Origin of the sequence: Bacillus sp. DX4.1 (assembly GCF_030348195.1) — a bacterium.
Lineage (GTDB): Bacteria > Bacillota > Bacilli > Bacillales > Bacillaceae_G > Bacillus_A.
In genome coordinates this window covers 3,981,538-4,008,515 of record NZ_JAUCFT010000008.1, presented here as the reverse complement: position 1 = coordinate 4,008,515, position 26,978 = coordinate 3,981,538, and the positions used below count along the sequence as shown (strand labels likewise).

General features: G+C 38.0%; 22 protein-coding genes and 1 other annotated feature. Of the genes, 19 read left to right on the top strand and 3 right to left on the bottom strand.

Features of this window, described 5'->3' with window-relative positions:
* The first annotated feature begins 152 nt into the window (after positions 1-152).
* The 6 genes from QUF99_RS23405 (at position 153) to ysxC (ending at position 9,240) form a co-directional block, all read left to right on the top strand.
* Positions 153-1,157, top strand: coding sequence for a hypothetical protein (locus tag QUF99_RS23405; protein ID WP_289373260.1), 1,005 nt, complete (start codon positions 153-155; stop codon positions 1,155-1,157).
* Between the two features lie 337 nt (positions 1,158-1,494).
* A complete protein-coding gene (tig, locus tag QUF99_RS23400) occupies positions 1,495-2,778 on the top strand; it encodes a trigger factor (RefSeq protein WP_289373258.1) in 1,284 nt (427 codons plus the stop codon).
* 263 nt (positions 2,779-3,041) lie between these two features.
* Positions 3,042-4,301: an ATP-dependent protease ATP-binding subunit ClpX gene (clpX, locus tag QUF99_RS23395; RefSeq protein ID WP_289373256.1), complete on the top strand. Its 1,260-nt coding sequence runs from the start codon at positions 3,042-3,044 to the stop codon at positions 4,299-4,301.
* A 104-nt stretch (positions 4,302-4,405) separates the two neighbouring features.
* Complete coding sequence (gene lonB / locus QUF99_RS23390; protein ID WP_289373255.1) at positions 4,406-6,076, top strand: ATP-dependent protease LonB; 1,671 nt, start codon at positions 4,406-4,408, stop codon at positions 6,074-6,076.
* Between the two features lie 240 nt (positions 6,077-6,316).
* Positions 6,317-8,647: an endopeptidase La gene (lon, locus tag QUF99_RS23385; RefSeq protein WP_289373253.1), complete on the top strand. Its 2,331-nt coding sequence runs from the start codon at positions 6,317-6,319 to the stop codon at positions 8,645-8,647.
* The gene (gene ysxC, locus QUF99_RS23380; RefSeq protein WP_289373252.1) at positions 8,644-9,240 is read left to right on the top strand and encodes a ribosome biogenesis GTP-binding protein YsxC; all 597 of its coding nucleotides are present in this window, start codon (positions 8,644-8,646) and stop codon (positions 9,238-9,240) included. The genes lon and ysxC overlap by 4 nt, the downstream gene beginning before the upstream one ends.
* 187 nt (positions 9,241-9,427) lie before the next feature.
* On the opposite strand, the gene QUF99_RS23375 is transcribed toward ysxC, so the two are convergent.
* Positions 9,428-9,844, bottom strand: a complete 417-nt coding sequence (locus QUF99_RS23375) for an organic hydroperoxide resistance protein (protein ID WP_289373251.1) — start codon at positions 9,842-9,844, stop codon at positions 9,428-9,430.
* Positions 9,845-9,846: 2 nt separating this feature from the next.
* The gene (locus QUF99_RS23370) at positions 9,847-10,299 is read right to left on the bottom strand and encodes a MarR family winged helix-turn-helix transcriptional regulator (protein ID WP_289373250.1); all 453 of its coding nucleotides are present in this window, start codon (positions 10,297-10,299) and stop codon (positions 9,847-9,849) included.
* Between the two features lie 495 nt (positions 10,300-10,794).
* Between QUF99_RS23370 and hemA the strand changes: the two genes are divergently transcribed.
* The 8 genes from hemA (at position 10,795) to ysxE (ending at position 19,307) form a co-directional block, all read left to right on the top strand.
* The gene (gene hemA / locus QUF99_RS23365; protein ID WP_289373249.1) at positions 10,795-12,132 is read left to right on the top strand and encodes a glutamyl-tRNA reductase; all 1,338 of its coding nucleotides are present in this window, start codon (positions 10,795-10,797) and stop codon (positions 12,130-12,132) included.
* A gap of 17 nt (positions 12,133-12,149) precedes the next feature.
* Entirely contained in the window at positions 12,150-12,983 is an 834-nt protein-coding gene (locus QUF99_RS23360) for a cytochrome c biogenesis protein (protein WP_289373247.1), read from the top strand.
* A 15-nt stretch (positions 12,984-12,998) separates the two neighbouring features.
* Entirely contained in the window at positions 12,999-13,928 is a 930-nt protein-coding gene (gene hemC, locus QUF99_RS23355; protein ID WP_289373246.1) for a hydroxymethylbilane synthase, read from the top strand.
* Positions 13,929-13,930: 2 nt separating this feature from the next.
* Positions 13,931-14,689: a uroporphyrinogen-III synthase gene (gene hemD, locus QUF99_RS23350; RefSeq protein WP_289373245.1), complete on the top strand. Its 759-nt coding sequence runs from the start codon at positions 13,931-13,933 to the stop codon at positions 14,687-14,689.
* Between the two features lie 30 nt (positions 14,690-14,719).
* Positions 14,720-15,709, top strand: coding sequence for a porphobilinogen synthase (gene hemB / locus QUF99_RS23345; RefSeq protein WP_289373244.1), 990 nt, complete (start codon positions 14,720-14,722; stop codon positions 15,707-15,709).
* Positions 15,709-16,998 (top strand): glutamate-1-semialdehyde 2,1-aminomutase, encoded by a 1,290-nt coding sequence (gene hemL / locus QUF99_RS23340; protein WP_289373242.1) that lies wholly within the window; start codon positions 15,709-15,711, stop codon positions 16,996-16,998. The genes hemB and hemL overlap by 1 nt, the downstream gene beginning before the upstream one ends.
* Positions 16,999-17,107: 109 nt before the next feature.
* Positions 17,108-18,100: a stage VI sporulation protein D gene (gene spoVID, locus QUF99_RS23335; protein WP_353958412.1), complete on the top strand. Its 993-nt coding sequence runs from the start codon at positions 17,108-17,110 to the stop codon at positions 18,098-18,100.
* Between the two features lie 178 nt (positions 18,101-18,278).
* Positions 18,279-19,307 carry a spore coat protein YsxE gene (ysxE, locus tag QUF99_RS23330; RefSeq protein ID WP_289373241.1) on the top strand — a complete coding sequence of 343 codons (1,029 nt, stop codon included), beginning with the start codon at positions 18,279-18,281 and terminating at the stop codon, positions 19,305-19,307.
* A gap of 26 nt (positions 19,308-19,333) precedes the next feature.
* Here the strand turns inward: ysxE and QUF99_RS23325 are convergent, their stop codons facing one another.
* Positions 19,334-19,528: a hypothetical protein gene (locus QUF99_RS23325; protein ID WP_289373240.1), complete on the bottom strand. Its 195-nt coding sequence runs from the start codon at positions 19,526-19,528 to the stop codon at positions 19,334-19,336.
* Between the two features lie 488 nt (positions 19,529-20,016).
* Positions 20,017-20,248 (top strand) — a binding site (T-box leader).
* Between the two features lie 37 nt (positions 20,249-20,285).
* Here QUF99_RS23325 and QUF99_RS23320 point away from each other — a divergent pair.
* From QUF99_RS23320 to radC, 5 genes are all read left to right on the top strand, one after another.
* Positions 20,286-22,928, top strand: coding sequence for a valine--tRNA ligase (locus QUF99_RS23320; RefSeq protein ID WP_289373239.1), 2,643 nt, complete (start codon positions 20,286-20,288; stop codon positions 22,926-22,928).
* 116 nt (positions 22,929-23,044) lie between these two features.
* Positions 23,045-24,352, top strand: coding sequence for a bifunctional folylpolyglutamate synthase/dihydrofolate synthase (locus tag QUF99_RS23315; protein WP_289373238.1), 1,308 nt, complete (start codon positions 23,045-23,047; stop codon positions 24,350-24,352).
* 158 nt (positions 24,353-24,510) lie between these two features.
* On the top strand, positions 24,511-25,473 hold the full coding sequence (locus tag QUF99_RS23310) for a stage II sporulation protein B (protein ID WP_289373237.1): 963 nt from the start codon (positions 24,511-24,513) through the stop codon (positions 25,471-25,473).
* A gap of 189 nt (positions 25,474-25,662) precedes the next feature.
* A complete protein-coding gene (locus QUF99_RS23305) occupies positions 25,663-26,238 on the top strand; it encodes a Maf family protein (RefSeq protein WP_289373236.1) in 576 nt (191 codons plus the stop codon).
* Positions 26,239-26,285: 47 nt separating this feature from the next.
* Positions 26,286-26,963 (top strand): RadC family protein, encoded by a 678-nt coding sequence (radC, locus tag QUF99_RS23300; RefSeq protein ID WP_289373234.1) that lies wholly within the window; start codon positions 26,286-26,288, stop codon positions 26,961-26,963.
* Positions 26,964-26,978: the final 15 nt, after the last annotated feature.

Sequence of the window (26,978 nt, the reverse complement as noted above, 5' to 3'; positions counted from 1 at the left end):
ATAGAAGTTTGTTGTTTGATAATACCCTTTTTTATCATATAAATTAAATATTTCTATATTTCAAACAAGTATATCCTGAATGTTGTTTTCTCTGCGTTCATTTGTTATATTTACTTTGAACATGTTTAAAATCTAGAAAAAGAGGCGGACGTATGGATAAAAAAGAAAATACGGTCGTATTGTTTCCACAGTTGTCAGAGCGTTATATTGACGAAGGATTTATTGCGCTGCGGGAGCGGAAGTTTGAAGAAGCATTACGATGCTTTGACATATTGAGTCAGTATAATGCCGGAACGGAACAAACAGAACTAGCTTCAGTTATTTGTTTATTAGAATTAAAGCGAATGGAAGAGTCGAAAGAACGATGTGAGAAGTTGCTTGACACCGGAACAGCTTTATTCGGAGATATTCTTGAAACATACGTGACAATTTTAGTACAAACAAATGATTATGAAGGTGTGATTGAAACTGTTGAGGCTGTTTTGCAAACAAAGGAAATAACAGTAGAAAAAAGAGAAAAATTAGCCCAGCTTGCTCTGTTTGCAGAAAATATGCTAAATGATGAGGGTTCTATACAAATAGAACAGGATTCTTTGTTTGATCAAGAAGAATTTTTACAAGCATTGCATTCTGAAAGTTTTGGACAGCAATTGCGAACGATTAATAACCTTTTACCGAGGCATTTAGAGACAGCGTTGCCGGTTTTACGTGAATTTCTATTGGATGAAACAAAACATCCATATTTGAAAACTTCTATTATATACATATTAGTGGAAAATAAAGTAGAAGAAGAGATAGAAGTAGAAAAATTTGGGGATAAAATAACGGTTATTCCAACTCATTTACATCGGAATGAGGAATTTACCAATCAAGTTTTACATACATTATCTGCTAGAATTGAAAGTGAAAATCCAACAATGTTTGAAACAATCGTTACATATTGGGGAGAAATGCAAACAAGTATTTTTCCGTTTCCGTTATTGACTGATAAAGTAGAAGTGTGGGCGGCTGTTTTAGAGAGAATTGGAAGAAAGCGCCTCGGTATGATGATTGATGAAAAAGAACTTATGATGGAGTATAACATTACCATTGAAGAATTTCATATTGCCTATCAATGGTTTTTACGTATTGAGAGAGAAGGGTATTTACCCGTATAATTATGAAAAAGAATGGTTCAGTTATTGAAACGAGAATATTCTATGTTATAATGTAAGGGTTGCAAAAGGCTGAATTCTGCCTTTTTGTAAGAGAAGAGAAGCGAAGCGTGATTCTCTTACTTAATATGTTTCATATTATTCTCGAACAAAATATACCGTATTTGTCTTATAGACAAATAGTAGATTGAGAATTATTTATCTAAAGGCTTTTGCTAAAGGATAACAAAGCTGAATAAATCAGCTTTTCAATGCGTTTATTGTTTCTAAAAAGAAACAATAAAAACCTCAATCTTTAGAGGTATGTGCATACATTATTATAGTTGGAGGGAAAGAATAAATGGCTGCAAAATGGGAAAAATTAGAAGGTAACGTAGGCGTTTTAACAATCGAGGTTGATGCTAAAGAAGTAAACAACTCTATCGACGCTGCGTTCAAAAAAGTTGTAAAAACAATTAACGTACCAGGTTTCCGTAAAGGAAAAATGCCTCGTCCGTTATTCGAACAACGCTTTGGTATTGAATCTTTATACCAAGATGCTTTAGACATCATCTTGCCAAAAGCATACGGAGAAGCAATCGATGAAGCTGGTATCTTCCCAGTTGCTCATCCTGAAATCGACATCGAGAAGTTCGAAAAAGGTGAAAACTTAATCTTTACTGCAAAAGTTACTGTAAAACCTGAAGTAAAATTAGGTGAGTACAAAGGCTTAGCAGTAGAAAAAGTTGAAACAACTGTAACTGACGAAGATGTAGAAAACGAATTAAAATCTTTACAAGAGCGTCAAGCTGAGCTTGTTGTTAAAGAAGAAGGCACTGCTGAAAACGGCAATACAGCTGTAATCGACTTCGAAGGTTTCGTTGATGGCGAAGCATTTGAAGGCGGAAAAGGCGAAAACTACTCTTTAGAAATCGGTTCTAACACATTCATCCCAGGTTTTGAAGAGCAATTAATTGGTCTAAAAGCTGGCGAAGAAAAAGAAGTTGAAGTATCATTCCCAGAAGAGTATCATGCAGCTGAACTTGCTGGTAAACCAGCAACATTTAAAGTAACAATTCATGAAATTAAATCAAAAGAACTTCCTGCTTTAGATGACGAGTTCGCTAAAGATGCAGACGAAGAAGTAGCAACTCTTGATGAGTTAAAAGCAAAAATTCGTACAAACTTAGAAGAAAGCAAAAAGCATGAAGCTGAACATAAAGTTCGCGACGAAGTAGTAGAAAAAGCTGCTGCTAATGCAGAAATTGAAATTCCAGAAGCTATGATCGACACTGAGTTAGATCGTATGGTTCGTGAATTTGAACAACGTTTAAGCCAACAAGGCATGAACTTAGAGCTTTACTACCAATTCACTGGTACTGACGCTGACAAATTAAAAGAACAAATGAAAGAAGATGCACAAAAACGTGTAACAATCAATCTTGTTCTTGAAGCAATCATTGAAGCTGAAAACATCGAAGTTACAGAAGCAGAAGTAACTGAAGAGGCTGAAAAAATGGCTGCAATGTACAATATGCCAGTTGATGCTATCATCCAAGCTCTTGGAAGCTTAGAAGGTTTATCTGAAGACCTTAAAGTTCGCAAAGCTGTAGATTTCTTAGTAGATAACAGCAAAGCTGCATAATAAAATAACAAGGCACGATTTTGATCGTGCCTTGTTTTATAAATATAAATATATTTATAAAAATTTTCGATGAAGAAGGAAAAGATCCTTCAAAAGTCGAATATACATATTTCAAAAGTTTTAAAAAAGTTTTTATTTGTACATAACTAGTCATATTATTTGTATTTCTTGCTGCGTAGTGACATAATATGTATCTACATACGATACATGTATCGTGTACATACGAGGGCAAGATGTTAGCACTTTGTAAGGGGTGTGAAAATATGTTTAAATTTAATGATGAAAAAGGGCAATTAAAATGTTCTTTCTGCGGTAAAACGCAAACGCAAGTTCGAAAGCTTGTTGCTGGTCCAGGTGTCTACATTTGTGATGAGTGTATAGAGCTTTGTACAGAAATTGTACAAGAGGAGCTTGCAAAGGATGAAGAAGTAGAATTCAAAGATGTACCAAAACCAGTAGAAATTCGTGAAATCTTAGATGAATATGTAATCGGACAAGATCAAGCGAAAAAAGCATTAGCGGTGGCGGTATATAATCATTACAAACGCATCAATTCTAATAGTAAAATTGATGATGTAGAATTGGCAAAAAGTAATATCGCACTTATCGGGCCAACAGGTAGTGGTAAAACACTATTGGCACAAACATTAGCGCGTATTTTAAATGTTCCATTTGCAATTGCGGACGCAACATCTTTAACAGAAGCTGGATACGTAGGTGAAGATGTAGAAAACATCTTACTAAAACTGATTCAAGCTGCTGATTACGATGTAGAAAAAGCTGAAAAGGGAATCATTTATATTGACGAAATTGACAAAGTAGCACGTAAGTCAGAAAATCCGTCAATTACGCGTGATGTATCTGGTGAAGGTGTGCAACAGGCACTTCTGAAAATTTTAGAAGGTACAGTAGCAAGCGTTCCACCTCAAGGTGGTCGTAAGCACCCACACCAAGAATTTATTCAAATTGATACAACAAACATTTTATTCATTTGCGGTGGTGCGTTTGATGGCATTGAGCCAATTATTAAACGTCGCCTTGGTGAAAAAGTAATTGGTTTTGGCGCAGAGAAGAAAATTGCTGATGTAAATGAAAAGCATGTGTTATCTCATGTATTGCCAGAAGACCTTTTAAGATTTGGTTTAATTCCAGAATTTATTGGGCGTATTCCAGTTATTGCAAACTTAGAACCGCTTGATGAAGGTGCACTTGTTGACATTTTGACAAAACCGAAAAATGCACTTGTGAAGCAATTCCAAAAATTATTGGAGCTTGACGATGTAGAGTTGGAATTTGAAGAAGGTGCACTGGTTGAAATTGCGAAAAAAGCAATTGAACGTAAAACAGGAGCACGTGGGCTTCGCTCCATTATTGAAGGCTTAATGCTAGAGGTAATGTTTGAACTTCCATCTCGTCAAGATATTGAGAAGTGTATTCTTTCAAAAGAAACAGTAGCAGACAATGAACCGCCGAAATTAGTGCTTCAGGATGGTACTGTACTTGATACAAAAACATCTGCATAATGTAGAAAGAAACAGCAATTTTTATAATTGCTGTTTCTTATTATGTTTAGCTCTATTCCTCCCAGGGGATACTGATAGGTAAAACACAGCGGGAGGAAATGAAGATGAGCTGGACAAATATATTTTTACTCGTTCAACTTGTTTTTGGCGTAATTGTCGGATTATATTTTTGGCATTTGCTCCGAAACCAGCGAACACAAAAAGTTTCAATTGATAGAGAATCGAAAAAAGAATTAGAACAACTTCGTAAAATGCGTGAAATTTCTTTGACAGAACCGCTTGCTGAAAAGGTGCGCCCTACAGCTTTTTCAGATATTGTCGGGCAAGAGGATGGGATCAGGTCGTTAAAGGCTGCGCTTTGTGGACCAAATCCACAGCATGTCATTATATATGGTCCTCCTGGAGTAGGAAAAACAGCGGCGGCACGACTCGTGTTAGAAGAGGCAAAGAAAAATCCAAAGTCCCCATTCCGTATAAACGCAACATTTATTGAACTTGATGCAACAACCGCTCGTTTTGATGAGCGTGGCATTGCTGATCCACTAATCGGTTCGGTTCACGATCCAATTTATCAAGGTGCAGGTGCAATGGGTCAAGCAGGGATCCCACAGCCGAAAAAAGGTGCGGTGACAGATGCACATGGCGGCATTTTGTTTATTGACGAAATCGGTGAATTGCATCCAATTCAGATGAATAAAATGTTAAAAGTATTAGAAGATCGCAAAGTGTTTTTGGAGAGTGCATACTACAGTGAAGAAAATTCAATGATTCCGACTTACATACATGATATTTTTCAAAAAGGCTTACCGGCAGATTTTCGCCTTGTTGGAGCAACAACTCGTTCTCCAGATGAAATTCCTCCTGCCATTCGCTCGCGTTGCTTAGAAGTTTTCTTCCGTGAACTTGATACAGAAGAAATTCAGGAAGTAGCTAAAAACGCAGCAGAAAAAGTGGAGATGGAACTTGGAGAACAAGGTGTTGAAATGATTGGGATGTATGCCCGTAATGGAAGGGAAGCCATTAATCTTGTACAAATTTCTGCAGGGATGGCAATTAATGAAGAGCGCTCTTTTATTAAAGATGAAGATATTGAATGGGTGCTTCATTCTAGTCAGCTCACTCCAAAATACGAAAAACGGATTTATCCGATTCCAAAGATTGGTCTTGTAAATGGCCTTGCGGTATATGGTCCTAATACAGGAACGCTACTAGAAATCGAAGTAACAGCTATTCCAGCTAGAGATGAAGGTACCGTAAATGTTACCGGTATTGTGGAAGAAGAGAGCATTGGTAGTCAAACGAAATCGATTCGTCGTAAAAGTATGGCGAAAGGTTCTGTTGATAATGTTGTGACAGTACTTCGTTCCCTGGACTTGTTACCGGAAGGGTACGATATACATATTAATTTCCCAGGTGGTGTTCCAATTGATGGACCATCTGCAGGAATTGCGATTGCGACTGGTGTGTACTCTGCCATTCATCGTATGTATGTAAATAATGAAGTAGCGATGACAGGTGAAATAAGCATTCATGGTGAAGTAAAACCAGTTGGTGGCGTATATGCGAAAGTGAAAGCGGCGAAAAAAGCTGGAGCGAAGAAGGTCCTCATCCCTGCTGAAAATATGCAGCCGTTTTTATATACGATTAAAGGTATCGAAATTATTCCTGTTCGAAAGGTCAAGGAAGTATTTGCGCTAACATTTGTACAAGAAGAATTGCATCATGAAGGAGAGGTACGTTTTTCTGTTGATAAAGGTGATGCACAATCAATGTAAAGTGAAGGTTCATACGGGCAGTTTACACGAATAGGGACACTAAACTACTGTCCGTTAGAGCGAGGAAATATTTGCTAGACTTCGTTTAAGTTTGTATGCTTAAGCGAAGTCCCTTTTTCTTTTGTGGGTAAAGAAAAAAATGGGAATTTTTCAGCTGTAGAAATCTCTGCAATTGCATCAAGGGGTATTGTAATATAAAATAGTTGAACAGAGAGTTTAATTTATTATGGAGGTGCTACTATGTCTAGTATGAATACAAATGAAAGAATTGTGCCCCTCCTACCATTAAGAGGCGTTCTCGTATATCCAACGATGGTTTTGCATCTTGATGTAGGACGTGATAAATCGATACAAGCACTAGAGCAGGCAGCAATGGATGAAAATATTATCTTTTTAGCAATGCAAAAAGAAATGAATATCGATGATCCGAAAGAAGACGACATATATAGTGTGGGTACGGTAGCAAAAGTAAAGCAGATGTTGAAATTGCCAAACGGAACGCTGCGTGTCCTTGTAGAAGGTTTACATAGAGCAGAAGTAGTTGAGTTTCTTGAAGAAGAAAACATGGTACATGTTTCCATTCGGACAGTTACAGAAGAAGAAGAAGGCGACTTAGAAGAAAAGGCCCTTATGCGCACGTTGCTTGAACACTTCGAGCAATATATTAAGGTTTCTAAAAAGGTGTCTAATGAAACGTTTGCAACAGTAGCGGATGTAGAGGAACCAGGGCGTTTGGCTGATTTAGTTTCTTCTCATTTACCAATTAAGACGAAACAAAAGCAGGAAGTTTTAGAAATTGTATCAGTAAAAGAAAGATTACATACACTTATTTCAATTATCCAAGATGAGCAAGAACTGCTTAGTTTAGAAAAGAAAATCGGGCAAAAAGTAAAACGTTCGATGGAACGTACGCAAAAAGAATACTTCTTGCGCGAACAAATGAAGGCGATTCAAACAGAGCTTGGGGATAAAGAAGGTAAAGGTGGCGAAGTCGAAGAACTTCGTGGCAAGATCGAAGAGGCAGGAATGCCGGAAGAAACGAAGCAAGCAGCTTTAAAGGAATTAGATCGTTATGAGAAGTTGCCAGTAAGTTCTGCAGAGAGTGGTGTTATACGCAATTATATTGATTGGTTATTAGTTCTCCCGTGGACAGAGGCAACAGAAGATATGATCGATCTTGCTCGTTCTGAAACGATTTTAAATAGAGACCATTACGGACTTGAAAAGGTAAAAGAACGTGTGCTAGAATATTTAGCTGTGCAAAAACTAACGAATTCCTTAAAAGGACCAATTCTTTGTTTAGTTGGCCCTCCTGGAGTGGGGAAAACATCGTTAGCTCGTTCTATTGCAACATCGTTAAACCGTAATTTTGTCCGTGTCTCACTTGGTGGTGTTCGTGATGAATCTGAAATTCGTGGTCACCGTCGTACATATGTTGGGGCAATGCCAGGTCGTATCATTCAAGGAATGAAAAAAGCAAAAACAATCAATCCAGTCTTTTTATTAGATGAGATTGATAAAATGTCTAATGATTTCCGTGGTGATCCATCTTCTGCATTGTTAGAGGTGTTAGATCCAGAGCAAAATTATAACTTTAGCGATCACTACATCGAAGAGCCATATGATTTATCGAAAGTGATGTTTGTGGCAACTGCAAATACGCTTGCGAGCATTCCAGGACCGCTTCTTGATCGTATGGAAGTGATTTCGATTGCTGGCTATACAGAGATTGAAAAAGTGCATATTGCTCGTGAACATTTACTTCCGAAACAATTGGAAGAGCATGGTTTACGAAAAGGTAATCTACAGGTACGTGATGAAGCGCTCTTAGAAATTATTCGTTACTATACACGCGAAGCGGGTGTTCGTACGTTAGAGCGTCAACTTGCAAAGATTTGTCGTAAAGCAGCAAAAATCATTGTATCAGAAGAGCGTAAACGTATTATTGTAACAGAAAAAAATATTACCGAGCTACTTGGTAAACATATATTCCGTTATGGACAAGCCGAAACGAGAGACCAAGTTGGAATGGCAACTGGTTTAGCATACACAGCAGTTGGCGGTGATACACTTGCGATTGAAGTGTCTACCATGCCAGGAAAAGGGAAATTGATCTTAACAGGGAAACTTGGAGATGTTATGAAAGAATCCGCACAGGCTGCATTTAGTTACATTCGATCTCGTGCAGAAGAACTTCATATCGAGCCAGATTTCCATGAAAAACATGATATTCATATTCATGTTCCAGAAGGAGCAGTTCCAAAAGATGGTCCATCAGCTGGTATTACGATTGCAACGGCACTTATTTCAGCGCTGACAGGCATTCCTGTAAGCAAAGAAGTTGGTATGACGGGTGAAATTACGCTTCGTGGCCGTGTATTACCAATTGGCGGTTTAAAAGAAAAAACATTAAGTGCTCACCGCGCGGGCTTAACGAAAATTATCTTGCCGGCAGAAAATGAAAAAGATTTAGATGATATTCCAGAAAGCGTAAAAGAAAATCTTACGTTTGTGCTTGTGTCTCATTTAGATGAAGTATTGGAGCACGCATTAGTAGGAGTGGAAAAATGAAAGTAACAAAAGCAGATATTGTAATTAGTGCTGTAAAACCAGAGCAATATCCAGATGTGGACTTACCAGAAATTGCATTAGCTGGTCGTTCTAATGTTGGAAAGTCTTCCTTTATTAATAAAATTTTAAATCGCAAAAAGTTAGTGCGTATTTCTTCAAAACCAGGAAAAACGCAAACATTAAACTTTTTCCTAATTAATGAAATGATGCATTTTGTCGACGTGCCAGGCTATGGATATGCGAAAGTATCGAAAACAGAGCGAGCGGCATGGGGAAGAATGATTGAAACATATTTTACAACGCGTGAACAGTTGGATGCGGCTGTATTAGTAGTTGACTTACGTCATTCACCAACAAAAGACGATGTAATGATGTACGATTTCTTAAAGCATTATGAAATTCCAACTATCATTATTGCAACAAAAGCTGATAAAATTCCAAAAGGAAAATGGCAAAAACATTTGAAGGTTGTGAAGGAAACGCTTGATATTGAACAGGGTGATGAAGTTGTACTATTTTCATCAGAAACAGGACTTGGGAAAGATGAAGCATGGAAAGCCATTCATAAGTTTACAAAAACAAAAAACGCGTGACGATGATTCGTCACGCGTTTTTTTTGTCTTAAAGTACGTGTTCAAAAAGGAGGATAAAGAGAGCCGAGCAGTTCGAGGCACGGAGGCCACGAGGATACGGAATGTAGGTTGAACTACATGAGTACCGGAGTGGCGACGCAACGAAGAAATAGGGCAGCTATCTTTACCGGACTTTTTGAACATCTTCTTAAAGTACGTTTAATGTAACTTCAATATTCCCTCTTGTTGCTTTTGAATACGGACATACGCCGTGTGCTGCTTCTACTAGTTGCTGTGCCTCCTCATGAGAAACGCCCCCTACATGTACATCAAGCACAGCAGATAAGCCAAAACCACCATCAGTATCTTTACCAATTGAAACATGAGCTTTCACTTCTGTGCTTTCTACTTTTACACGTTTTGTGCGAATAACAAGTTGCAGGGCGCTATCGAAGCAAGCTGCATAACCAGCTGCAAATAATTGTTCTGGGTTTGTTGCTTCTCCGCCCATACCGCCTAATGCTTTTGGCATTTTTACATCAAGGTTTAGTATGCCGTCTTCTGAAACTACTTTTCCATTTCTACCACCTGTTGCAGTTACTGTTGCTGTATATAATTTTTCCATGCTTATTCCCCTTTTCCATCATTGATTGTTTTCATTGTTTCAATTAATTTATTTAATTGAATTAATAAGGATTGATACTCTTGTTCTGTAATTCCTAAATTTGTAGCCATCGTTTTCGGCAATGAACATGCTTTGTCTTTTAACGCGTGTCCTTGTTCAGTTAGTTCAATGCATACTTTTCGTTCATCTTCTGTCGAACGAACGCGTTTCACTAACTGCAATGCTTCCATACGTTTTAGCATGGGCGTTAATGTACCGGAGTCTAAAAATAGACGTTCGCCAATTTCTTTTACGGTTAATCTATCTTGCTCCCATAAGACTAGTAAAGTAATATACTGCGGATACGTAATGTTCATTTTTTCTAAGTGAGGGCGATAAAAACGCGTTACTTCTCTCGAACAAGCATAAATAGAAAAGCAAAGTTGATTATCAAGATGTAAAGGATTATCTTTCATGAGCACCTCTCCTTTTAAGTTGTGCACAATTTAATTTTGTAAAATCAATATACCGAAAAAGAAATAGAATGTCAAATACATTGCAACGAACTGTCAGTGAGAAACTTGATTTCCAATCTTTTTCATTCTTAGGAACTTGAAGTGGGGACAATGATTACTTGTATGAAATAAAAACAATTGTGCTATTTTGGAACAAACATACATATTTTTCTTCATTATGAACGAAGATAGGAAAAGATAATCTTTCTATTCTTATGGAATAGTTTCCATCACTTGATTCTGACAAATTTTTTTGGTAACGTACAAATAGAGTTATTATTTTATAATGATTATAAAGTGAACCTTCCATTGGTGAATGAATTCTTATTTTTTCATTAATGATTGTTGAATCAATAAAAAATTTGCATGATGTTCACACGATTGTCAGATTCATAACAGGAAAGTTGTATTATGATAGTAGATAAGGTGAAAAAACGGTGAAGGGGGACATGCTGCGTGCATATTCTTGTTGTTGGTGTAAATTATCGAACAGCCCCTGTAGAATTTCGTGAGAAACTAACATTTCAGGCAGCAGAGTTAGAGCAGGCAATGACAACATTACAAAACCAAAAGAGCGTGTTAGAAAATGTCATTGTATCAACGTGCAATCGCACTGAGATTTATGCTGTTGTCGATCAATTACACACGGGACGATATTACATTAAGAAATTTTTAGCTGACTGGTTTCAGCTTGAGATAGAAGAGATTTCTCCGTACTTGTCTATTTTTGAACAGGACGGTGCCACTGAACATTTATTCCGTGTAACATGTGGACTAGATTCAATGGTGGTTGGTGAAACACAAATTTTAGGACAAATTCGTGACAGTTTCTTGCAATCACAAGATGTAAAAGTCACAGGCACGATCTTTAACGAATTGTTTAAACAAGTGATCACGTTAGCAAAGCGTGCTCACTCAGAGACAACAATTGGCGAAAATGCGATGTCTGTTAGCTATGCAGCTGTTGAACTTGCAAAGAAAATTTTTGGTGATTTAACAGATTGTCATGTTTTAATTCTAGGTGCTGGTAAAATGGGTGAACTTGCACTGCAAAACTTATATGGAAGCGGCGCTCGCAAAGTGACGGTTATGAACCGTACTTTTACGAAAGCTAAAGTGATGGCTGAGAAGTATATGGGTCATGCGAAACCATTAAGTGAGTTGCAATGTGCGCTCTTGGAAGCGGATATTTTAATTAGTTCAACAGGAGCTACCGATTATGTCATCACGAAAGAAATGATGGCACGAGTGGAGCGCATGCGTTGTGGTCGTCCACTATTTATGGTTGACATTGCTGTTCCACGTGATATTGATCCAGCGATTGATGAGCTAGAAGGTACCTTCTTATATGATATTGATGATTTACAAGGTGTAGTAGAAGCTAATCGTGCCGAACGCTTGAAAGAGGCAGAGAAAATTCAGCTTATGATTGAAGAGGAAATCGTCATATTTAAAGCATGGTTAAATACACTAGGCGTCGTGCCGTTAATTTCAGCTCTTCGTGATAAAGCGTTAGCAATTCAAAGTGATACGATGCAAAGTCTTGAACGGAAAATTCCAACACTTAGTGATCGTGAGAGAAAAGTGATTAGCAAGCATACGAAAAGTATTATTAACCAAATGCTGAAAGAGCCAATTTTAGTAGCAAAAGAGTTGGCAGCAGAAGAGGGAGCTACAGAAAAGCTTGCTTTATTCGCAAAAATTTTTGATTTAGAGGTACAAGAAGAAATCGTGGAACATATAGAAAAGTCGGGACAAAAACGAGTGTGGACAGCATCCGTTCCATCTTTATAACCCGGAAGGATGATCGGATGAGTTTTTTAAATAATAGTATTATTTATCATATCGCAATTATTTTATATGCTTGTAGCATTAGTTTATATTTCATAGATTATTTCCAAAGTAACCGAAAGGCGAACCGAATTGCCTTTTGGTTACTTTCTATTGTATGGATATTGCAATCCGTTTTCATGTTACTTCGGGCGACAGAATCAGAAACGAATTCGATTTTAACTTTATTGTCGGGAATTTATTTTTATGTGTGGTTATTGATTACAATGTCATTAGTAATCAATCGAGTTATGCGCATTGACTTTTTAGTATTTTTTACAAATGTCATTGCTTTTGGCGTAAGCGCTTTTTCTATTTTTACTCCGCTTGGAAAAATGTCGCCAGTGTTAGCTCATCAATTAGTGTCAGAACTCGTATATGTGCATGTAGGTATGGCGATTATTTCTTATGCGACATTTACGGTGTCGTTTATTTTTTCCATTATGTACTTGCTGCAATATCGCTTATTAAAACAAAAGAAGTGGAATGCAAGATTGAGACGGCTTGGAAACTTACCGAAGCTTGAGTCGATGTCATACGGTTTGAATTTATTTTCCGTTCCTTTTTTCTTGTTAGCTATTTTGCTTGGCTGTATATGGGGATATGCAAAATTAGAGAATTTTCATTGGTATGACACGAAAGTAATCGGATCTTTTGTTGTTTTGTTTGTATATTGTGCAGGTCTATATTTACGTGGATCAGACACATTGCAAGGTAAGAAGATTATCAGCTGGAACATTGGGGCATTTCTCGTTATGTTAATTAATATTTTTCTATTAAGCAGTTTGTCCAATTTTCATTTTTGGTATTTATAATGAGGAGAGAAAATTATGCGCAAAATTATTGTAGGTTCAAGAAAGAGTAAGCTAGCATTAACGCAAACAAATTGGTTTATTGATCAGTTAAAAGCGCTTGGTTTACCATATGAATTTGAAGTGAAAGAAATTGTTACAAAAGGCGATGTGATTTTAGATGTAACACTTTCAAAAGTAGGCGGAAAAGGTTTGTTTGTAAAAGAAATTGAGCATGCGCTAATTACAAAAGAAATCGATATGGCCGTACATAGTATGAAAGATATGCCAGCTGTACTTCCAGAAGGATTGACAATTGGATGTATACCAAAGCGTGTAGATCCGCGTGATGCGTTTATTTCAAAAAACGGGGAATCATTCGAAGATTTAGCAGAAGGTGCAATCCTTGGTACAAGTAGTTTAAGACGCAGTGCACAGTTATTAGCTGCTAGACCAGATTTACAAGTAAAGTGGATTCGTGGCAATATCGACACGAGATTACGTAAATTAAAAGAAGAAGACTATGATGCAATCATTTTAGCGACAGCTGGATTAACGAGAATGGGCTGGGCGGATGATGTGATTACAGAGCACTTAAATGAGAAACTATGCGTACCAGCTGTAGGGCAAGGAGCTTTGGCAATTGAATGTCGCGAAGATGATGAAGAATTATTACAATTACTAGCACATATGAGTGACGGTGTAACAGAACGAACTGTTGCAGCAGAACGTGTATTTCTTCATAAGCTTGAAGGTGGATGCCAAGTACCAATTGCCGGATATGCAACGCTTCAGGATAATAATGAGATTGAGTTAACGGCTCTTGTCGGTTCTGTGGATGGTTCTGTTTTGTTAAAAGAAACAGTCGCAGGTGTTGATCCAGAGCAAGTTGGATTAGAAGCAGCGGATCGTTTGATTAAGCAAGGAGCAAAAGAGCTCATTCTCGCTGCGAACAAGGAGCAACATTAAATATGAATGCTCTTGCTGGTAAAACAGTACTGATTACACGTGCTCAGCATCAAGCAAGACAAATGAGTGCAGCGGTGACAAAAGAGAGCGGAATTCCATTGGAGATTCCGCTTTTGCATATGGAAGGCGTATCTCGGTGGAATTTTCAAGGTGTATCTCAGCACCTGCACTTGTATGACTGGATTATTTTTACGAGTAAAAATGGTGTGAGCTTTTTTTTAGATGGTTTGTGTAAGAGGGTGCCATCTACTGTGCGTATTGCTGCAGTAGGTGTGAAAACGAAACAGGAATTAGAAAAAAGAGGCTATCAGGTTCATTTTGTTCCAACAGCGTTTGTTGCTGAAGCTTTTGCAGAAGAATTTGTAAGAGAATTAAACGGGACAGAACGCATTTTATTTCCAAAAGGGAATTTAGCTAGAGATGTTATTCCGAATAAACTCCGGGGATTTGGAGTGCTTTTAGAAGAGTTTGTCGTATATGAAACTAAAACAAATGATGGGAAGCAGCAAGATCTCATTGCAGCTCTAGAATTAGGTAAGGTAGATATCGTTACATTTACGAGCCCTTCTACCGTTGTAAGCTTTGTGAAATTACTTGAGGGCACAAACTGGAGAGAATGGATAAAAAAATGTACAATTGCTTGTATAGGGCCGATAACAGAGCAAGAGGCAAGGCGTTATTTTGCATCTGTCATCGTTCCGGAAGAATACACTGTGGAATCGTTAATACAATGCATTTCCAACCCGAATTTAAATGTATAATCTAAATAAAAAGAATGGGGATAGAAATCTATGAGTTCTTTACAATTTAATCGTCATCGTCGTTTAAGACAAAGCGGAAGTATGCGTGCGCTTGTACGTGAAACATTTTTACATACAGAAGATTTTATTTATCCTATTTTTGTACTAGAAGGCGAGAATGTTCGTAACGAAGTTTCTTCTATGCCAGATGTATATCAAATTTCTTTAGATCTTCTGCAAGCTGAAATGCAAGAAGTTGTAGATTTAGGTATTCGTTCTGTTATCGTATTTGGTCTACCTGCTGAAAAAGATGAAGTTGGATCTTCAGCATATTGTGAGCACGGCATTGTACAACGTGCGATTAAGCAAATTAAAGAGCAATTCCCAGAGTTAGTAGTAGTTGCCGATACATGTTTATGTCAATATACAAGCCATGGACATTGCGGCGTTATTGAAGACGGAATCATTTTAAATGATGAATCGTTAGAGGTTCTTGCAAAAACAGCAGTAAGCCAAGCGAAAGCAGGAGCAGATATTATTGCCCCATCTAACATGATGGACGGCTTTGTAGCAGCAATTCGCCATGCATTAGATGAAAATGGCTTTGCGCACGTACCAGTTATGTCATATGCTGTGAAATACTCATCAGCATTTTACGGTCCATTCCGCGATGCAGCTCATGGTGCTCCGCAGTTTGGGGATCGTAAAACGTACCAAATGGATCCAGCAAACCGCATGGAAGCCCTCCGTGAAGCTGAATCAGATGTAATGGAAGGGGCGGACTTCTTAATTGTAAAACCAGCTCTTTCTTATTTAGATATTATTCGTGATGTGAAAAATAATTTCAATTTACCGATTGTTGCTTATAATGTGAGTGGAGAATATTCTATGATTAAAGCAGCGGCGCAAAGTGGTTGGATTAACGAAAAAGAGATCGTACTTGAGAAATTATTAAGCATGAAGCGTGCAGGAGCAGATTTAATCATTACATATCACGCGAAAGATGCAGCAAGATGGTTACAAGAAGGAGGTGCACAATAATGAAAAAGTTTGATAAATCCATTGAAGCATTTGAAACGGCGCAAGATTTAATGCCTGGTGGTGTAAATAGCCCGGTTCGTGCTTTTAAGTCTGTCGGTATGAATCCGCTGTTTATGGAGCGTGGAAAAGGCTCTAAAGTGTACGATATCGATGGGAATGAATACATCGATTACGTATTATCATGGGGACCATTAATTCATGGACATGCCAATGAGCGTGTTGTGGAATCATTAAAAGCTGTTGCTGAAAAAGGGACGAGCTTTGGTGCGCCAACAGAAATTGAAAATAAATTAGCACAACTTGTTATCGAGCGTGTGCCATCTATTGAAATTGTACGTATGGTAAACTCAGGCACGGAAGCAACAATGAGTGCACTCCGTTTAGCACGTGGGTATACAGGACGTAATAAAATTTTGAAATTTATCGGTTGTTATCATGGTCATGGTGACTCATTATTAATTAAAGCGGGTTCAGGTGTTGCAACGCTTGGTTTACCAGATAGCCCAGGTGTACCAGAGGGTGTAGCGAAAAACACAATTACAGTAGCTTATAACGATTTAGAAAGTGTAAAATATGCTTTCGAACAATTTGGTGATGATATTGCTTGTGTTATCGTAGAGCCAGTAGCAGGAAATATGGGGGTTGTACCGCCGCTTCCTGGATTTTTAGAAGGGCTTCGTGAAGTGACAGAACAAAATGGCGCATTGCTTATTTTTGATGAAGTTATGACAGGATTCCGCGTTGCTTACAACTGTGGACAAGGATATTACGGCGTAACACCTGACTTAACTTGTCTAGGAAAAGTAATCGGTGGTGGTTTACCGGTCGGAGCATACGGTGGTAAAGCGGAAATTATGCGCCAAGTTGCACCGAGCGGACCGATTTACCAAGCAGGTACATTATCTGGTAACCCTCTTGCAATGACAGCGGGTTATGAAACGCTTGTGCAATTAACACCAGATTGCTATCAAGAGTTTGAACGTAAAGCGGAAATGTTAGAAAACGGATTGCGTAAAGCGGCTGAAAAGCACGGCATTCCACATCACATTAACCGTGCGGGTTCTATGATTGGTATTTTCTTTACAAATGAAACAGTCATTAATTACGAGACAGCAAAATCTTCAAACTTAGAATTCTTTGCGGCATATTATCGTGAAATGGTAGAACAAGGTGTGTTTTTACCACCTTCCCAATTTGAAGGATTGTTCTTATCGACGGCACATAGTGATGCTGATATCGAAGCAACGATTGCAGCAGCAGAAATTGCGATGTCAAAATTAAAAGCATAATCAGGTTATAAAAGTCGCTCTCCATAAGGTGAGCGATTTTTTTATTCATAAAGTTACTCTCATACACATAAACCTGTAATGACATATAGTTTGAGAGGGGGAAACAGAGGTGGCAGCAGATCAGCATACTTCATTGCGGTTTTCATTAAAAGAATCGGTTTGGTTCCAAAAGGGACAGGAAGTCGAAGAACTTCTGTCAATTTCATTAGATCCAGACGTTGTAATAGAAGAGCTTGATTATGAAGTAATTGTAAGAGGACAGTTGGATTTAACGGGAGAATATGTTGCAAAACAAGATGAGACAGCGTTTTCGCTGCGAGATCTTTCTCCAGCGAAATCAATTGATTATGTAGAAACACGAGAAGATGGTGTAAATGAGCTTGTACACTCTTTTCCGTTAGAAATTTCTATTCCGAAAAATCGTGTGAAACAGCTTGAAGAATTATATGTTTCAATTGATGAATTCGATTATGAATTAAAGGAAAACGGATGTTTGCAACTATTAGCTGATATATCAATCTCAGGTTTATGTGATGAAGAGAGAATACAGGAAGAAGTAATAGAGGTTGTGGAAGTTGAAAGAGCTGAAGAAACTGAAGAAGTTGAAAAAATTGAAGAAATTGAAGAAGTAACGGCACACACAAAAGATGATGAGTGGGAAGATTATGCTTTTGAACCGTTCCAACTTGAGGTACGTAAAGAACAGGAATTAGAAGAGGAAGAAGAGAAATTTGAAGAACATGAGGATGAACAAGAACGGGAAGAAGAATCGAAAGAAATCACACCTCAGTTTGAATTATTTGGACGAAAACATATAAAGAAAGAGAAAAAGGAGTCGCAACAGGAAGAACAAGTGGAAATGTCTTATTCCCAGCGGGATGAAAATGCATTATATTTAACAAAATTATTTACGAAAGAACCGGAAGAAGAGTTTACGAAATTGCGTATATATTTCGTCCAAGAAGGAGATACGATTGAATCAGTGGCAGAGCGTTATGATACTTCTGTTCAGCATTTACACCGTGCTAATCAAACAGATGATATCTATTTAACAGCAGGGCAAATTATATATGTACCTGTGTCAAAAGCAAAGACAAAGTGAGTGAAGAATTTTCTTCCTCACCTCTTTTCTTTTATCCCAATCTAACAGCCAGTAACCCCCCTGTCTTAGCATAGAAGAAGCTTGGTAGGGGAATATTGCCTTGAAAGAAAAAACGCCCAAACGGGGTGAAATGAAAAGAATTTCACTTTGCGTTTTTGAATGAGAAAGGATCAATTGTATGGATATGGAATTGCGAGATCGTTATTCACCAATATTACAGCGATATCAATTGGCTCCTGAACATATGGAAGAGCACGGGAATGTCATAAAAATTTATACGAATCAAGGTCCATATGCATTGAAAAAATTACCGACTCAGCGTTTAGAACGAAATAATTTAATGTATCATGTTCAATTTTTACGTGAAAAGGGGTTTACACATTATGCACCGATTTACCATGCTGTAGATGGCAGACATATTTTGAGTGATGGGACATATAATTATTATTTAATGCCTTGGCTACAGCGGGCTGAGGGAAATGGAGAGGAAAATGATCAATATCATAAAATGTTTCAGACACTAGCAACGCTTCATCAAAGAACGGTGAAAGAGGAAACATATACGGAAGAAGCGCTAGAGAAGCATTATACGAATGTATCCGATCGCTGGGAGCAAGATGGGAATTTGTTGGAGAAATTCCTTGTAGAGTCTGAAGCAAAATGGTATATGTCTCCGTTTGAATTACAATATTGTACGTATTTCCATCATGTACTCCGTGCACGTGAATTTGCAACGAAACAGTTAACAGAGTGGCATGAAGCGATGAAAGAGAAAGAAAAAACAAGAGTTTCTTTTATACATGGAAATGTATCGATGAATCATTTTTTATTTGATCATGAACGAAATGGTTATTTTATTAGTTTGGAACGGTCGCAATTTGCAACGCCAGTTCAAGACCTTGTCCGTTTTTACTCCCGCTCGCTTAACACGTATCCGATTGCGAGAAATGACCGCTATGAATGGTATCAAGTGTACCAAAAATATTTTCCGTTTACGAAAGAGGAGCAGTTACTTATGTTTGCTTATTTGGCGTATCCATCCCCGTTTATTCAGCAAATCCATTCCTATACAAATACAAAAAATAACCGCAATGACAAAAATGAACTACATGGCGTGAAAATGTTACAACAAACACATTGGCTGGTAAGTAATATAGAATATTTTGTTTCGCAGTTACAAGCCACGCAGCAACAAGGAAATGAATAATAGCCGTAGTCTCAAGAGCCCTGAGATTACGGCTGAAAATGTAAGCGAACTGTCGCTACAACCAAAATAATAAGGATGATAAAGTCTAAAAAAGTAGGAAATAGTAAAGTACGAATCCCTTGGAAAATGGTGAGTGGAATTGCAAAATCAGAAAACATTGTTTGTAAATTTCTAACCCATGAAGGGGCTGAAAAATTGTAGCTGCGTCGGTATCGTCGCATAATCATTCCCCCGTACAGAAAACTTTGCGCTGCACATCAATTTTTTTATCATATGTGAAAGGTGAAGGCACTATTACAGTATGCAGGGTAAGTACCCAAGGTGCTTGTGCTGCACTTTTTTCATTTTTTTACATATGTTACAAAAAACTTGGTTAAGTTCATTGATAATTACAAGAGGTGCGAAAATAAGAAAATATTGAATCTAATAATCGTATATAAATTCATTTTGATTTTTCGACATATAAGCCGCGGCTATGGATAACAAAAGGTGACCTGCACTCGTTTTCTCTCTTTGTTTTCACTATGTCTGGGCAGGAAAAGGATCTGACCGCTTCTATGCATGGCCGGATGCTCTCTCCCACCTAAAAAGAAGGGTTTTATGTCGGTTTTTTAATTTGCATTTATATAGGCGTTTGATAAAAATCATTTTTATCTTGACGAATGTGGTTTCGTTTTTTACACTATTGTATATAATAAATAACAATTATATAAATGCGTTGAAGGGGAAGAGTATAACATTAAACGTCTGCAGAGAGGAGAATTATTAGCTGTGAAATTCTCTAGATAGTTATGTTAGAAGGTAGCCCTGGAGCATCTTTTCTGAACGGAATCATTCTCATTAGGAAAAGACGGATCTGTCCGTTATCAACTCAAGAGTATAAGCAAATATTGAATTTGTTTGTAAATAAAGGTGGTACCACGATGTCCCTCGTCCTTTTTGGATGAGGGGCATTTTTTATTTTAAGGAGGGAAAATAATGTCAAACACGGAAAAGAATTTACCGACTAAATATGATCATATGTCCGTTGAAGAAGGCCTTTATAAATGGTGGCTTGATGGCAAATATTTCGAAGCAAAAGGAGATGCGGAAAAACAGCCGTATACAATTGTAATTCCACCTCCAAACGTAACGGGTAAGCTGCACTTAGGTCATGCTTGGGATACAACACTTCAAGATATTTTAACGCGTACAAAGCGTATGCAAGGTTACGATGTATTATACCTTCCAGGAATGGACCATGCTGGTATTGCAACACAAGCGAAAGTAGAAGGGAAGCTTCGTGAAGAAGGTATTTCACGTTACGATCTTGGCCGTGAGAAATTCCTTGAAAAAGCATGGGAATGGAAAGAAGAATATGCTTCTCACATTCGTCAGCAATGGGGGAAAGTTGGTTTAGGATTAGATTACTCTCGTGAGCGCTTTACATTAGATGAAGGTTTATCTGATGCAGTTAATAAAGTATTCGTTCAATTATACGAAAAAGGTTTAATTTACCGCGGAGAATATATTATTAACTGGGACCCAGCAACACGTACTGCACTTTCAGATATTGAAGTAATTCATAAAGATGTTCAAGGTGCGTTCTACCATATGAACTATCCATTAACAGACGGTTCTGGTCACATTCGCCTTGCGACAACTCGTCCAGAAACAATGCTTGGTGATACAGCGGTAGCAGTTCATCCAGAAGATGATCGCTACAAACATTTAATCGGAAAAACAGTTACGCTTCCAATCGTAGGCCGTGAAATTCCGATTATTGCTGATGAGTACGTAGAAAAAGATTTCGGTACAGGTGTTGTAAAAATCACACCAGCTCATGACCCGAATGACTTTGAAGTAGGTAACCGCCATGACTTACCACGTATTCTAGTAATGAACGAAGATGGCTCAATGAATGAAAAAGCTGGTAAGTATAACGGTATGGATCGTTTCGAATGCCGTAAGCAATTAGTAAAAGACTTGCAAGAAGCAGGCGTATTAGTAGAAATCGAGCCTCACATGCATGCGGTTGGTCATAGTGAACGTAGCGGAGCAGTTGTTGAGCCTTATTTATCAACACAATGGTTCGTAAAAATGGCACCACTTGCAGAAAAGGCAGTTGCATTACAACAAAAAGAAGAAAAAGTAACGTTCGTACCAGATCGTTTCGAGAACACATACTTACGCTGGATGGAAAATATTCATGACTGGTGTATTTCTCGTCAATTATGGTGGGGACACCGCATCCCAGCTTGGTATCATAAAGAAACTGGTGAAGTATACGTAGGTACAGAAGCACCAGCAGATATCGAAAACTGGAATCAAGATAATGACGTACTTGATACATGGTTCAGCTCAGCGCTATGGCCGTTCTCAACACTTGGTTGGCCAAATGAAGAGGCAGCAGATTTCAAGCGTTACTATTCAACAGACGTTCTTATAACTGGTTATGATATTATCTTCTTCTGGGTATCTCGTATGATTTTCCAAGGTTTAGAGTTTACAGGAGAGCGTCCATTTAAAGACGTATTAATTCACGGTCTTGTTCGTGACGAGCAAGGGCGTAAAATGAGTAAGTCTCTTGGTAACGGTGTTGATCCAATGGATGTTATTGAAAAATACGGTTCAGATGCAATGCGCTTCTTCTTATCAACAGGAGGTGCGCCAGGTCAAGATTTACGCTTCAGCATGGAGAAAGTAGAATCTACTTGGAACTTCATCAATAAAATTTGGAACGCATCACGCTTCGTATTAATGAATATGGATGACATGAAGTACGAAGACATCGATTTAACTGGTGAAAAATCAGTTGCAGATAAGTGGATTTTAACTCGCTTAAATGAAACAATTGAAAGTGTAACGCGTAACATGGATAAATATGAATTTGGTGAGGTTGGTCGTGCATTATACAACTTCATTTGGGATGATTTCTGTGACTGGTATATTGAGATGGCCAAGCTTCCATTATACGGTGAAGATGAAGCAACGAAGAAAACAACTCGTTCTATTTTAGCGTATGTACTTGATCAAACGATGCGTTTATTACACCCATTCATGCCATTCGTAACAGAGAAAATTTGGCAACACTTACCTCATGAAGGTGAATCTATTACAGTAGCAGCATGGCCAACAGTTCGCGAAGATTTACAAGACAAAGAAGCAGCGGCAGAAATGCACCTTCTTGTTGATATCATTCGCTCTGTTCGTAATATCCGTGCTGAAGTAAATACACCAATGAGCAAAAAAGTTCAAATGCAAATTAAAGCAAAAGACGAAGCGGTACTTGCGCAGCTTACGAAAAACAGCTCTTACATTGAGCGTTTCTGTAATCCAAGCGAATTAACAATTCAAACGGATTTACAAGCTCCAGAAAAAGCGATGACTGCAATCGTATCAGGTGCAGAGTTATTCTTACCGTTAGCTGATCTTATCAATCTTGACGAAGAGAAAGCACGTCTTGAAAAAGAACTTGAGAAGTTTGATAAAGAAGTAGAACGCGTACAGAAGAAACTTGCAAACCAAGGTTTCGTAGCAAAAGCTCCAGCGGCAGTTATTGAGGGAGAGCGCGCGAAAGAGCAAGATTACTTAGAAAAACGCGAAGCAGTTCGCCAACGTCTAGTTGATCTTCAAAAATAAAATCGTTCCAAAGAGACTCGCCATATTGGTGAGTCTCTTTTATTTGCGTATAATAGAATAAGGGCAACCTATTGCCCTTATTCTTTTTTTGTCGATTTGAAAGGGGAATGGCACGCGTGGTACATACATACGAAGAAGCGATAGGCTGGATACATAGCCGATTAAAATTTGGTATTAAACCAGGATTAGAAAGAATGCAGTGGATGCTAGAGGAACTTGGAAATCCAGAACGCCATATAAAATGTGTTCATCTTGCCGGAACAAATGGAAAAGGTTCAACTTTAACATATATGCGTTACATGTTTGAGGCAGCAGATTATAAAGTTGGGACGTTTACTTCTCCGTATATTGAAACGTTTAATGAACGCATTGGCATTAACGGCATGCCTATTACTGATGCGGAAATTACAAAACTAGTAAACATGGTGAAACCCGTTGTTGAAAAGTTAGATGAGACAGATTTAGGAGAAGCGACAGAATTTGAAATTATTACAGCGATGGCGATATGTTACTTTGGTAAAGTGAATTTCTGTGACATCGTCTTGTTTGAGACAGGACTTGGTGGTCGCTTTGATTCTACAAATGTCGTTCATCCCGTACTTACTGTTATTACAAATATCGGTCATGATCATATGCATATTTTAGGAGATACGTTAGCGGAAATCGCCTATGAAAAGGCGGGGATTATTAAGTCTGGTGTCCCTGTTATAACGGGAGTTCAAGAGCAAGAAGCATTACAGGTTATTCAAGAAGTTGCAAAGGAAAAAAAGGCGAAACTCTATGAACTTGGGCAGCAGTTTACAGTGGTGCATCAACGTTCTGATGAAGACGGAGAGAATTTTGCATTTTCTTGCCCGTTTTCTTCGTATGAAGAAGTTCGCATTGCGATGAAAGGAAGCCATCAAGTTCGTAATGCAGCACTCGCCCTTATGGCGATTATGTATATTAGGACATATCAATCATTTTTGATTGAAGAAGAGCATATTCGAACGGGGTTAAGTAAGACGTATTGGATTGGTCGCTTTGAACAGTTGCAGAACAATCCAGATGTGATTATTGATGGTGCTCATAACCCAGAAGGAATTACGAGTCTTGTTGAAACAGTTCGTGCTCATTACAAGCATAAAAAGGTCGTTGTTTTATTTACAGCACTTGGTGATAAACAGTTAGACAAAATGGTTGGAGAGTTAGAAACGATTGCGGATGAACTGATCTTTACAACATTTACATTTGATCGTGCTATTTCTGCTGAACAACTTGCAGCTTATTCGCATAAGGAATCGAAAGAAGTCTTTGAGAATTGGCAAGAAGCAATTGATACGAAGATGAGAGCACTTCAAGAAAATGATGTTTTCATTATAACGGGCTCACTTTATTTTATTTCAGAAGTTCGTAAATACATACGTGAAAGAACTAGACAGTAGGTGCTGTCTAGTTTTTTTGTTCTACAAATGAAGACGAATGCATACATATAAGATAACTATATGGGACAATTTGACGAATCCCAGTGACAAATAACTCGGTTTTTTTTGAAATAAATATGATACGATGCGGACAACGATAAGAGGTAAGGAGTGGAGCTATGGACAAGCAATCACGAAAAATCTCAATTAAGGTAAATGGAACGGAAGCAAAGTATGAAGAGAAGAAGGAAAAAGAAGAGTTTGACTGGATGCTAGTAGACGGTGCGCCACCACATAATGTGGTACCATTTCAAAAAACAAAATTATCTTCAGTGAAAAAATATAAAAAGAAATGGAGCAGTGCAATTATCGTAACAGTTGCGACTGCTATAGTAATTGGTACATTTTTTGGCATGGGAATGCTACATCTTTTAACAGGACAAAAATCAGGTGGAGAATCGGTGGCAACGGTAACAAGTACAGAAAAGAATAGTGGAACAGGGCAAAAAGAGCCAGTAGATGCAGAGAAAAAAGAAGAAGTAAAGCCAAATGCAGGAAGTGCTGCTGCCTTAGCACCCCTCACGTTGTATTTCGTCCAGGGTGGCTTGTATTCTACACAAGAAAAAGGACAGGCATCGCTTGAAGAATGGAAAAAGAATGGGAATGCTGCAGCTATGAAACCAACTGATGATAAATATTCACTTGTAGTTGGAATTGCAAGTGATGAGGCATCCGTAGATAAATTAATGGCACAATATAAGCAAGACGGTATATCGGTTGTGAAAAAGAAATGGGAAATTACGGATCAGGCATTGTTAAAGAAGGATAAAGAATACGGTTCATTGCTTGTAAAGTTACAGTCCATATACGCACATTTTGTGAAATATACGTCTGATGTACAAGTTGGGAGTAAAGGGAATCAAAAAGAAATGGCGGCGATTGAAAATGAATGGAAGGCGATTAAAAAAGAGGGCGATGCTATCAAACGAGAGGATATAAAAAAACTATATACGTATGCATCGGTGGCCGTGCAGACGATAAAAGAAGAGAAAAATGATAAGGAGACGATAGCGAAATTAAATCAAGTTGTCATTGATAGCTTGCTTTCTTATGAAAAAATGGTTTCGCAAAAAGTGAAATAATAGGATAATAAACCGAAGAAGAAAGAAGTGTACGGTACTTCTTTCTTCTCTTTTGTACTTTACTAGGAGTGATAAAAATTTCACTTTATGAAAAAGAAAATGATATTTTTAAAATTTGTGGGGAAGATATTCATTTGATACGATTAAGTTGTATTTTCCTGTTAATTTTAAAAATGAAAAGGAGAACATATGAAAAATCTTATTTTAGCTTCTGGGTCCCCTCGTCGTAAGGAGCTACTTGAACTTGTAGATATATCTTTTGAAATTGTTGTGAGTGAAGTAGAAGAAGCAATTGGTGCGTATTCATCGCCTGCTGATATCGTAATGTCTCTTGCATTGCAAAAGGCATCAGCTGTAGCAGAAACATATGGAGATAGCATTGTATTAGGAGCGGATACAATCGTTACATACGAGTCACGTATTCTTGGAAAACCTGCTGATGAGGCTGAAGCAAAAGAAATGTTGCAGCTGTTATCAGGAAAAACACATGAAGTATATACAGGTGTTGCACTTGTTTCAAAGGAAAAAACAACAACTTTTTATGAGCGTACTGAAGTAACATTTTGGGATCTAACAGAAGAGGAAATCGATGCGTATATCAGAACGAAAGAGCCCCTTGATAAAGCTGGAAGCTACGGTATTCAAGGAAAGGGAGCAGTTTTTGTTCATCATATGCAAGGCGATTACTATAGTGTAGTTGGTTTGCCAATCGCGCGTCTCGTTCGTGAATTAAAACAATTCGATAGCGATGCGCCCCATGCGTAACAGTTGCATGGGTTTTCTTTGCGAAAAATTTGTAAAGGAGTGACAATATGAACGGCATTCGTGATGTTTTGAAAGAGGAACAGCCACGGGAGCGTATATTGCTAGACGGAGCAGACAGTTTGTCGAATAGAGAACTTCTCGCTGTTTTACTTAGAACTGGTTCCAAAGACGAATCAGTTCTAACATTAGCGGGTCGAATTTTGCATCATTTTGACGGATTACGAATGTTAAAAGATGCTACAATAGAAGAGATGACAAGTCTTCATGGTGTAGGATTAGCGAAGGCATCTCAGCTTATTGCTGCTTTTGAACTCGGAAGAAGAATGGTACGTTTAGAGTATCAAAATAGATATAGCATTCGTAGTCCAGAAGATTGTGCAAGTTACATGATGGAAGAGATGCGTTTTTTACAACAAGAGCATTTCGTTTGTTTGTATTTAAATACAAAAAATCAAGTGGTACATCGTCAAACAGTTTTTATCGGGAGTCTAAATGCCTCAATTGTACATCCACGTGAGGTGTTCAAGGAAGCTTTTCGCCGTGCAGCGGCCTCTATTATATGTCTTCATAACCATCCTTCAGGAGATCCAGCGCCGAGCCGTGAAGATATTGAAGTGACAAAACGATTAGTAGAATGCGGGAGGATTATTGGGATTGAAGTCCTGGATCATATTATTATTGGCGACCATAAATTCGTGAGTTTAAAAGAAAAAGGTCATATTTAAGACTATTCTTTTTAC

What these genes read in the sequence shown, in the direction of transcription:
- hemL (WP_289373242.1), top strand. Translation starts at nt 15,709, where the DNA reads ATGAAAAAGTTTGATAAATCCATTGAAGCATTTGAAACGGCGCAAGAT.
- QUF99_RS23370 (WP_289373250.1), bottom strand. Translation starts at nt 10,299, where the DNA reads ATGAAAGATAATCCTTTACATCTTGATAATCAACTTTGCTTTTCTATT.
- ysxE (WP_289373241.1), top strand. Translation starts at nt 18,279, where the DNA reads ATGGATATGGAATTGCGAGATCGTTATTCACCAATATTACAGCGATAT.
- QUF99_RS23310 (WP_289373237.1), top strand. Translation starts at nt 24,511, where the DNA reads ATGGACAAGCAATCACGAAAAATCTCAATTAAGGTAAATGGAACGGAA.
- QUF99_RS23325 (WP_289373240.1), bottom strand. Translation starts at nt 19,528, where the DNA reads ATGCGACGATACCGACGCAGCTACAATTTTTCAGCCCCTTCATGGGTT.
- tig (WP_289373258.1), top strand. Translation starts at nt 1,495, where the DNA reads ATGGCTGCAAAATGGGAAAAATTAGAAGGTAACGTAGGCGTTTTAACA.
- hemB (WP_289373244.1), top strand. Translation starts at nt 14,720, where the DNA reads ATGAGTTCTTTACAATTTAATCGTCATCGTCGTTTAAGACAAAGCGGA.
- lonB (WP_289373255.1), top strand. Translation starts at nt 4,406, where the DNA reads ATGAGCTGGACAAATATATTTTTACTCGTTCAACTTGTTTTTGGCGTA.
- hemC (WP_289373246.1), top strand. Translation starts at nt 12,999, where the DNA reads ATGCGCAAAATTATTGTAGGTTCAAGAAAGAGTAAGCTAGCATTAACG.
- ysxC (WP_289373252.1), top strand. Translation starts at nt 8,644, where the DNA reads ATGAAAGTAACAAAAGCAGATATTGTAATTAGTGCTGTAAAACCAGAG.
- clpX (WP_289373256.1), top strand. Translation starts at nt 3,042, where the DNA reads ATGTTTAAATTTAATGATGAAAAAGGGCAATTAAAATGTTCTTTCTGC.
- QUF99_RS23320 (WP_289373239.1), top strand. Translation starts at nt 20,286, where the DNA reads ATGTCAAACACGGAAAAGAATTTACCGACTAAATATGATCATATGTCC.
- radC (WP_289373234.1), top strand. Translation starts at nt 26,286, where the DNA reads ATGAACGGCATTCGTGATGTTTTGAAAGAGGAACAGCCACGGGAGCGT.
- QUF99_RS23375 (WP_289373251.1), bottom strand. Translation starts at nt 9,844, where the DNA reads ATGGAAAAATTATATACAGCAACAGTAACTGCAACAGGTGGTAGAAAT.
- QUF99_RS23305 (WP_289373236.1), top strand. Translation starts at nt 25,663, where the DNA reads ATGAAAAATCTTATTTTAGCTTCTGGGTCCCCTCGTCGTAAGGAGCTA.
- hemD (WP_289373245.1), top strand. Translation starts at nt 13,931, where the DNA reads ATGAATGCTCTTGCTGGTAAAACAGTACTGATTACACGTGCTCAGCAT.
- lon (WP_289373253.1), top strand. Translation starts at nt 6,317, where the DNA reads ATGTCTAGTATGAATACAAATGAAAGAATTGTGCCCCTCCTACCATTA.
- QUF99_RS23405 (WP_289373260.1), top strand. Translation starts at nt 153, where the DNA reads ATGGATAAAAAAGAAAATACGGTCGTATTGTTTCCACAGTTGTCAGAG.
- QUF99_RS23360 (WP_289373247.1), top strand. Translation starts at nt 12,150, where the DNA reads ATGAGTTTTTTAAATAATAGTATTATTTATCATATCGCAATTATTTTA.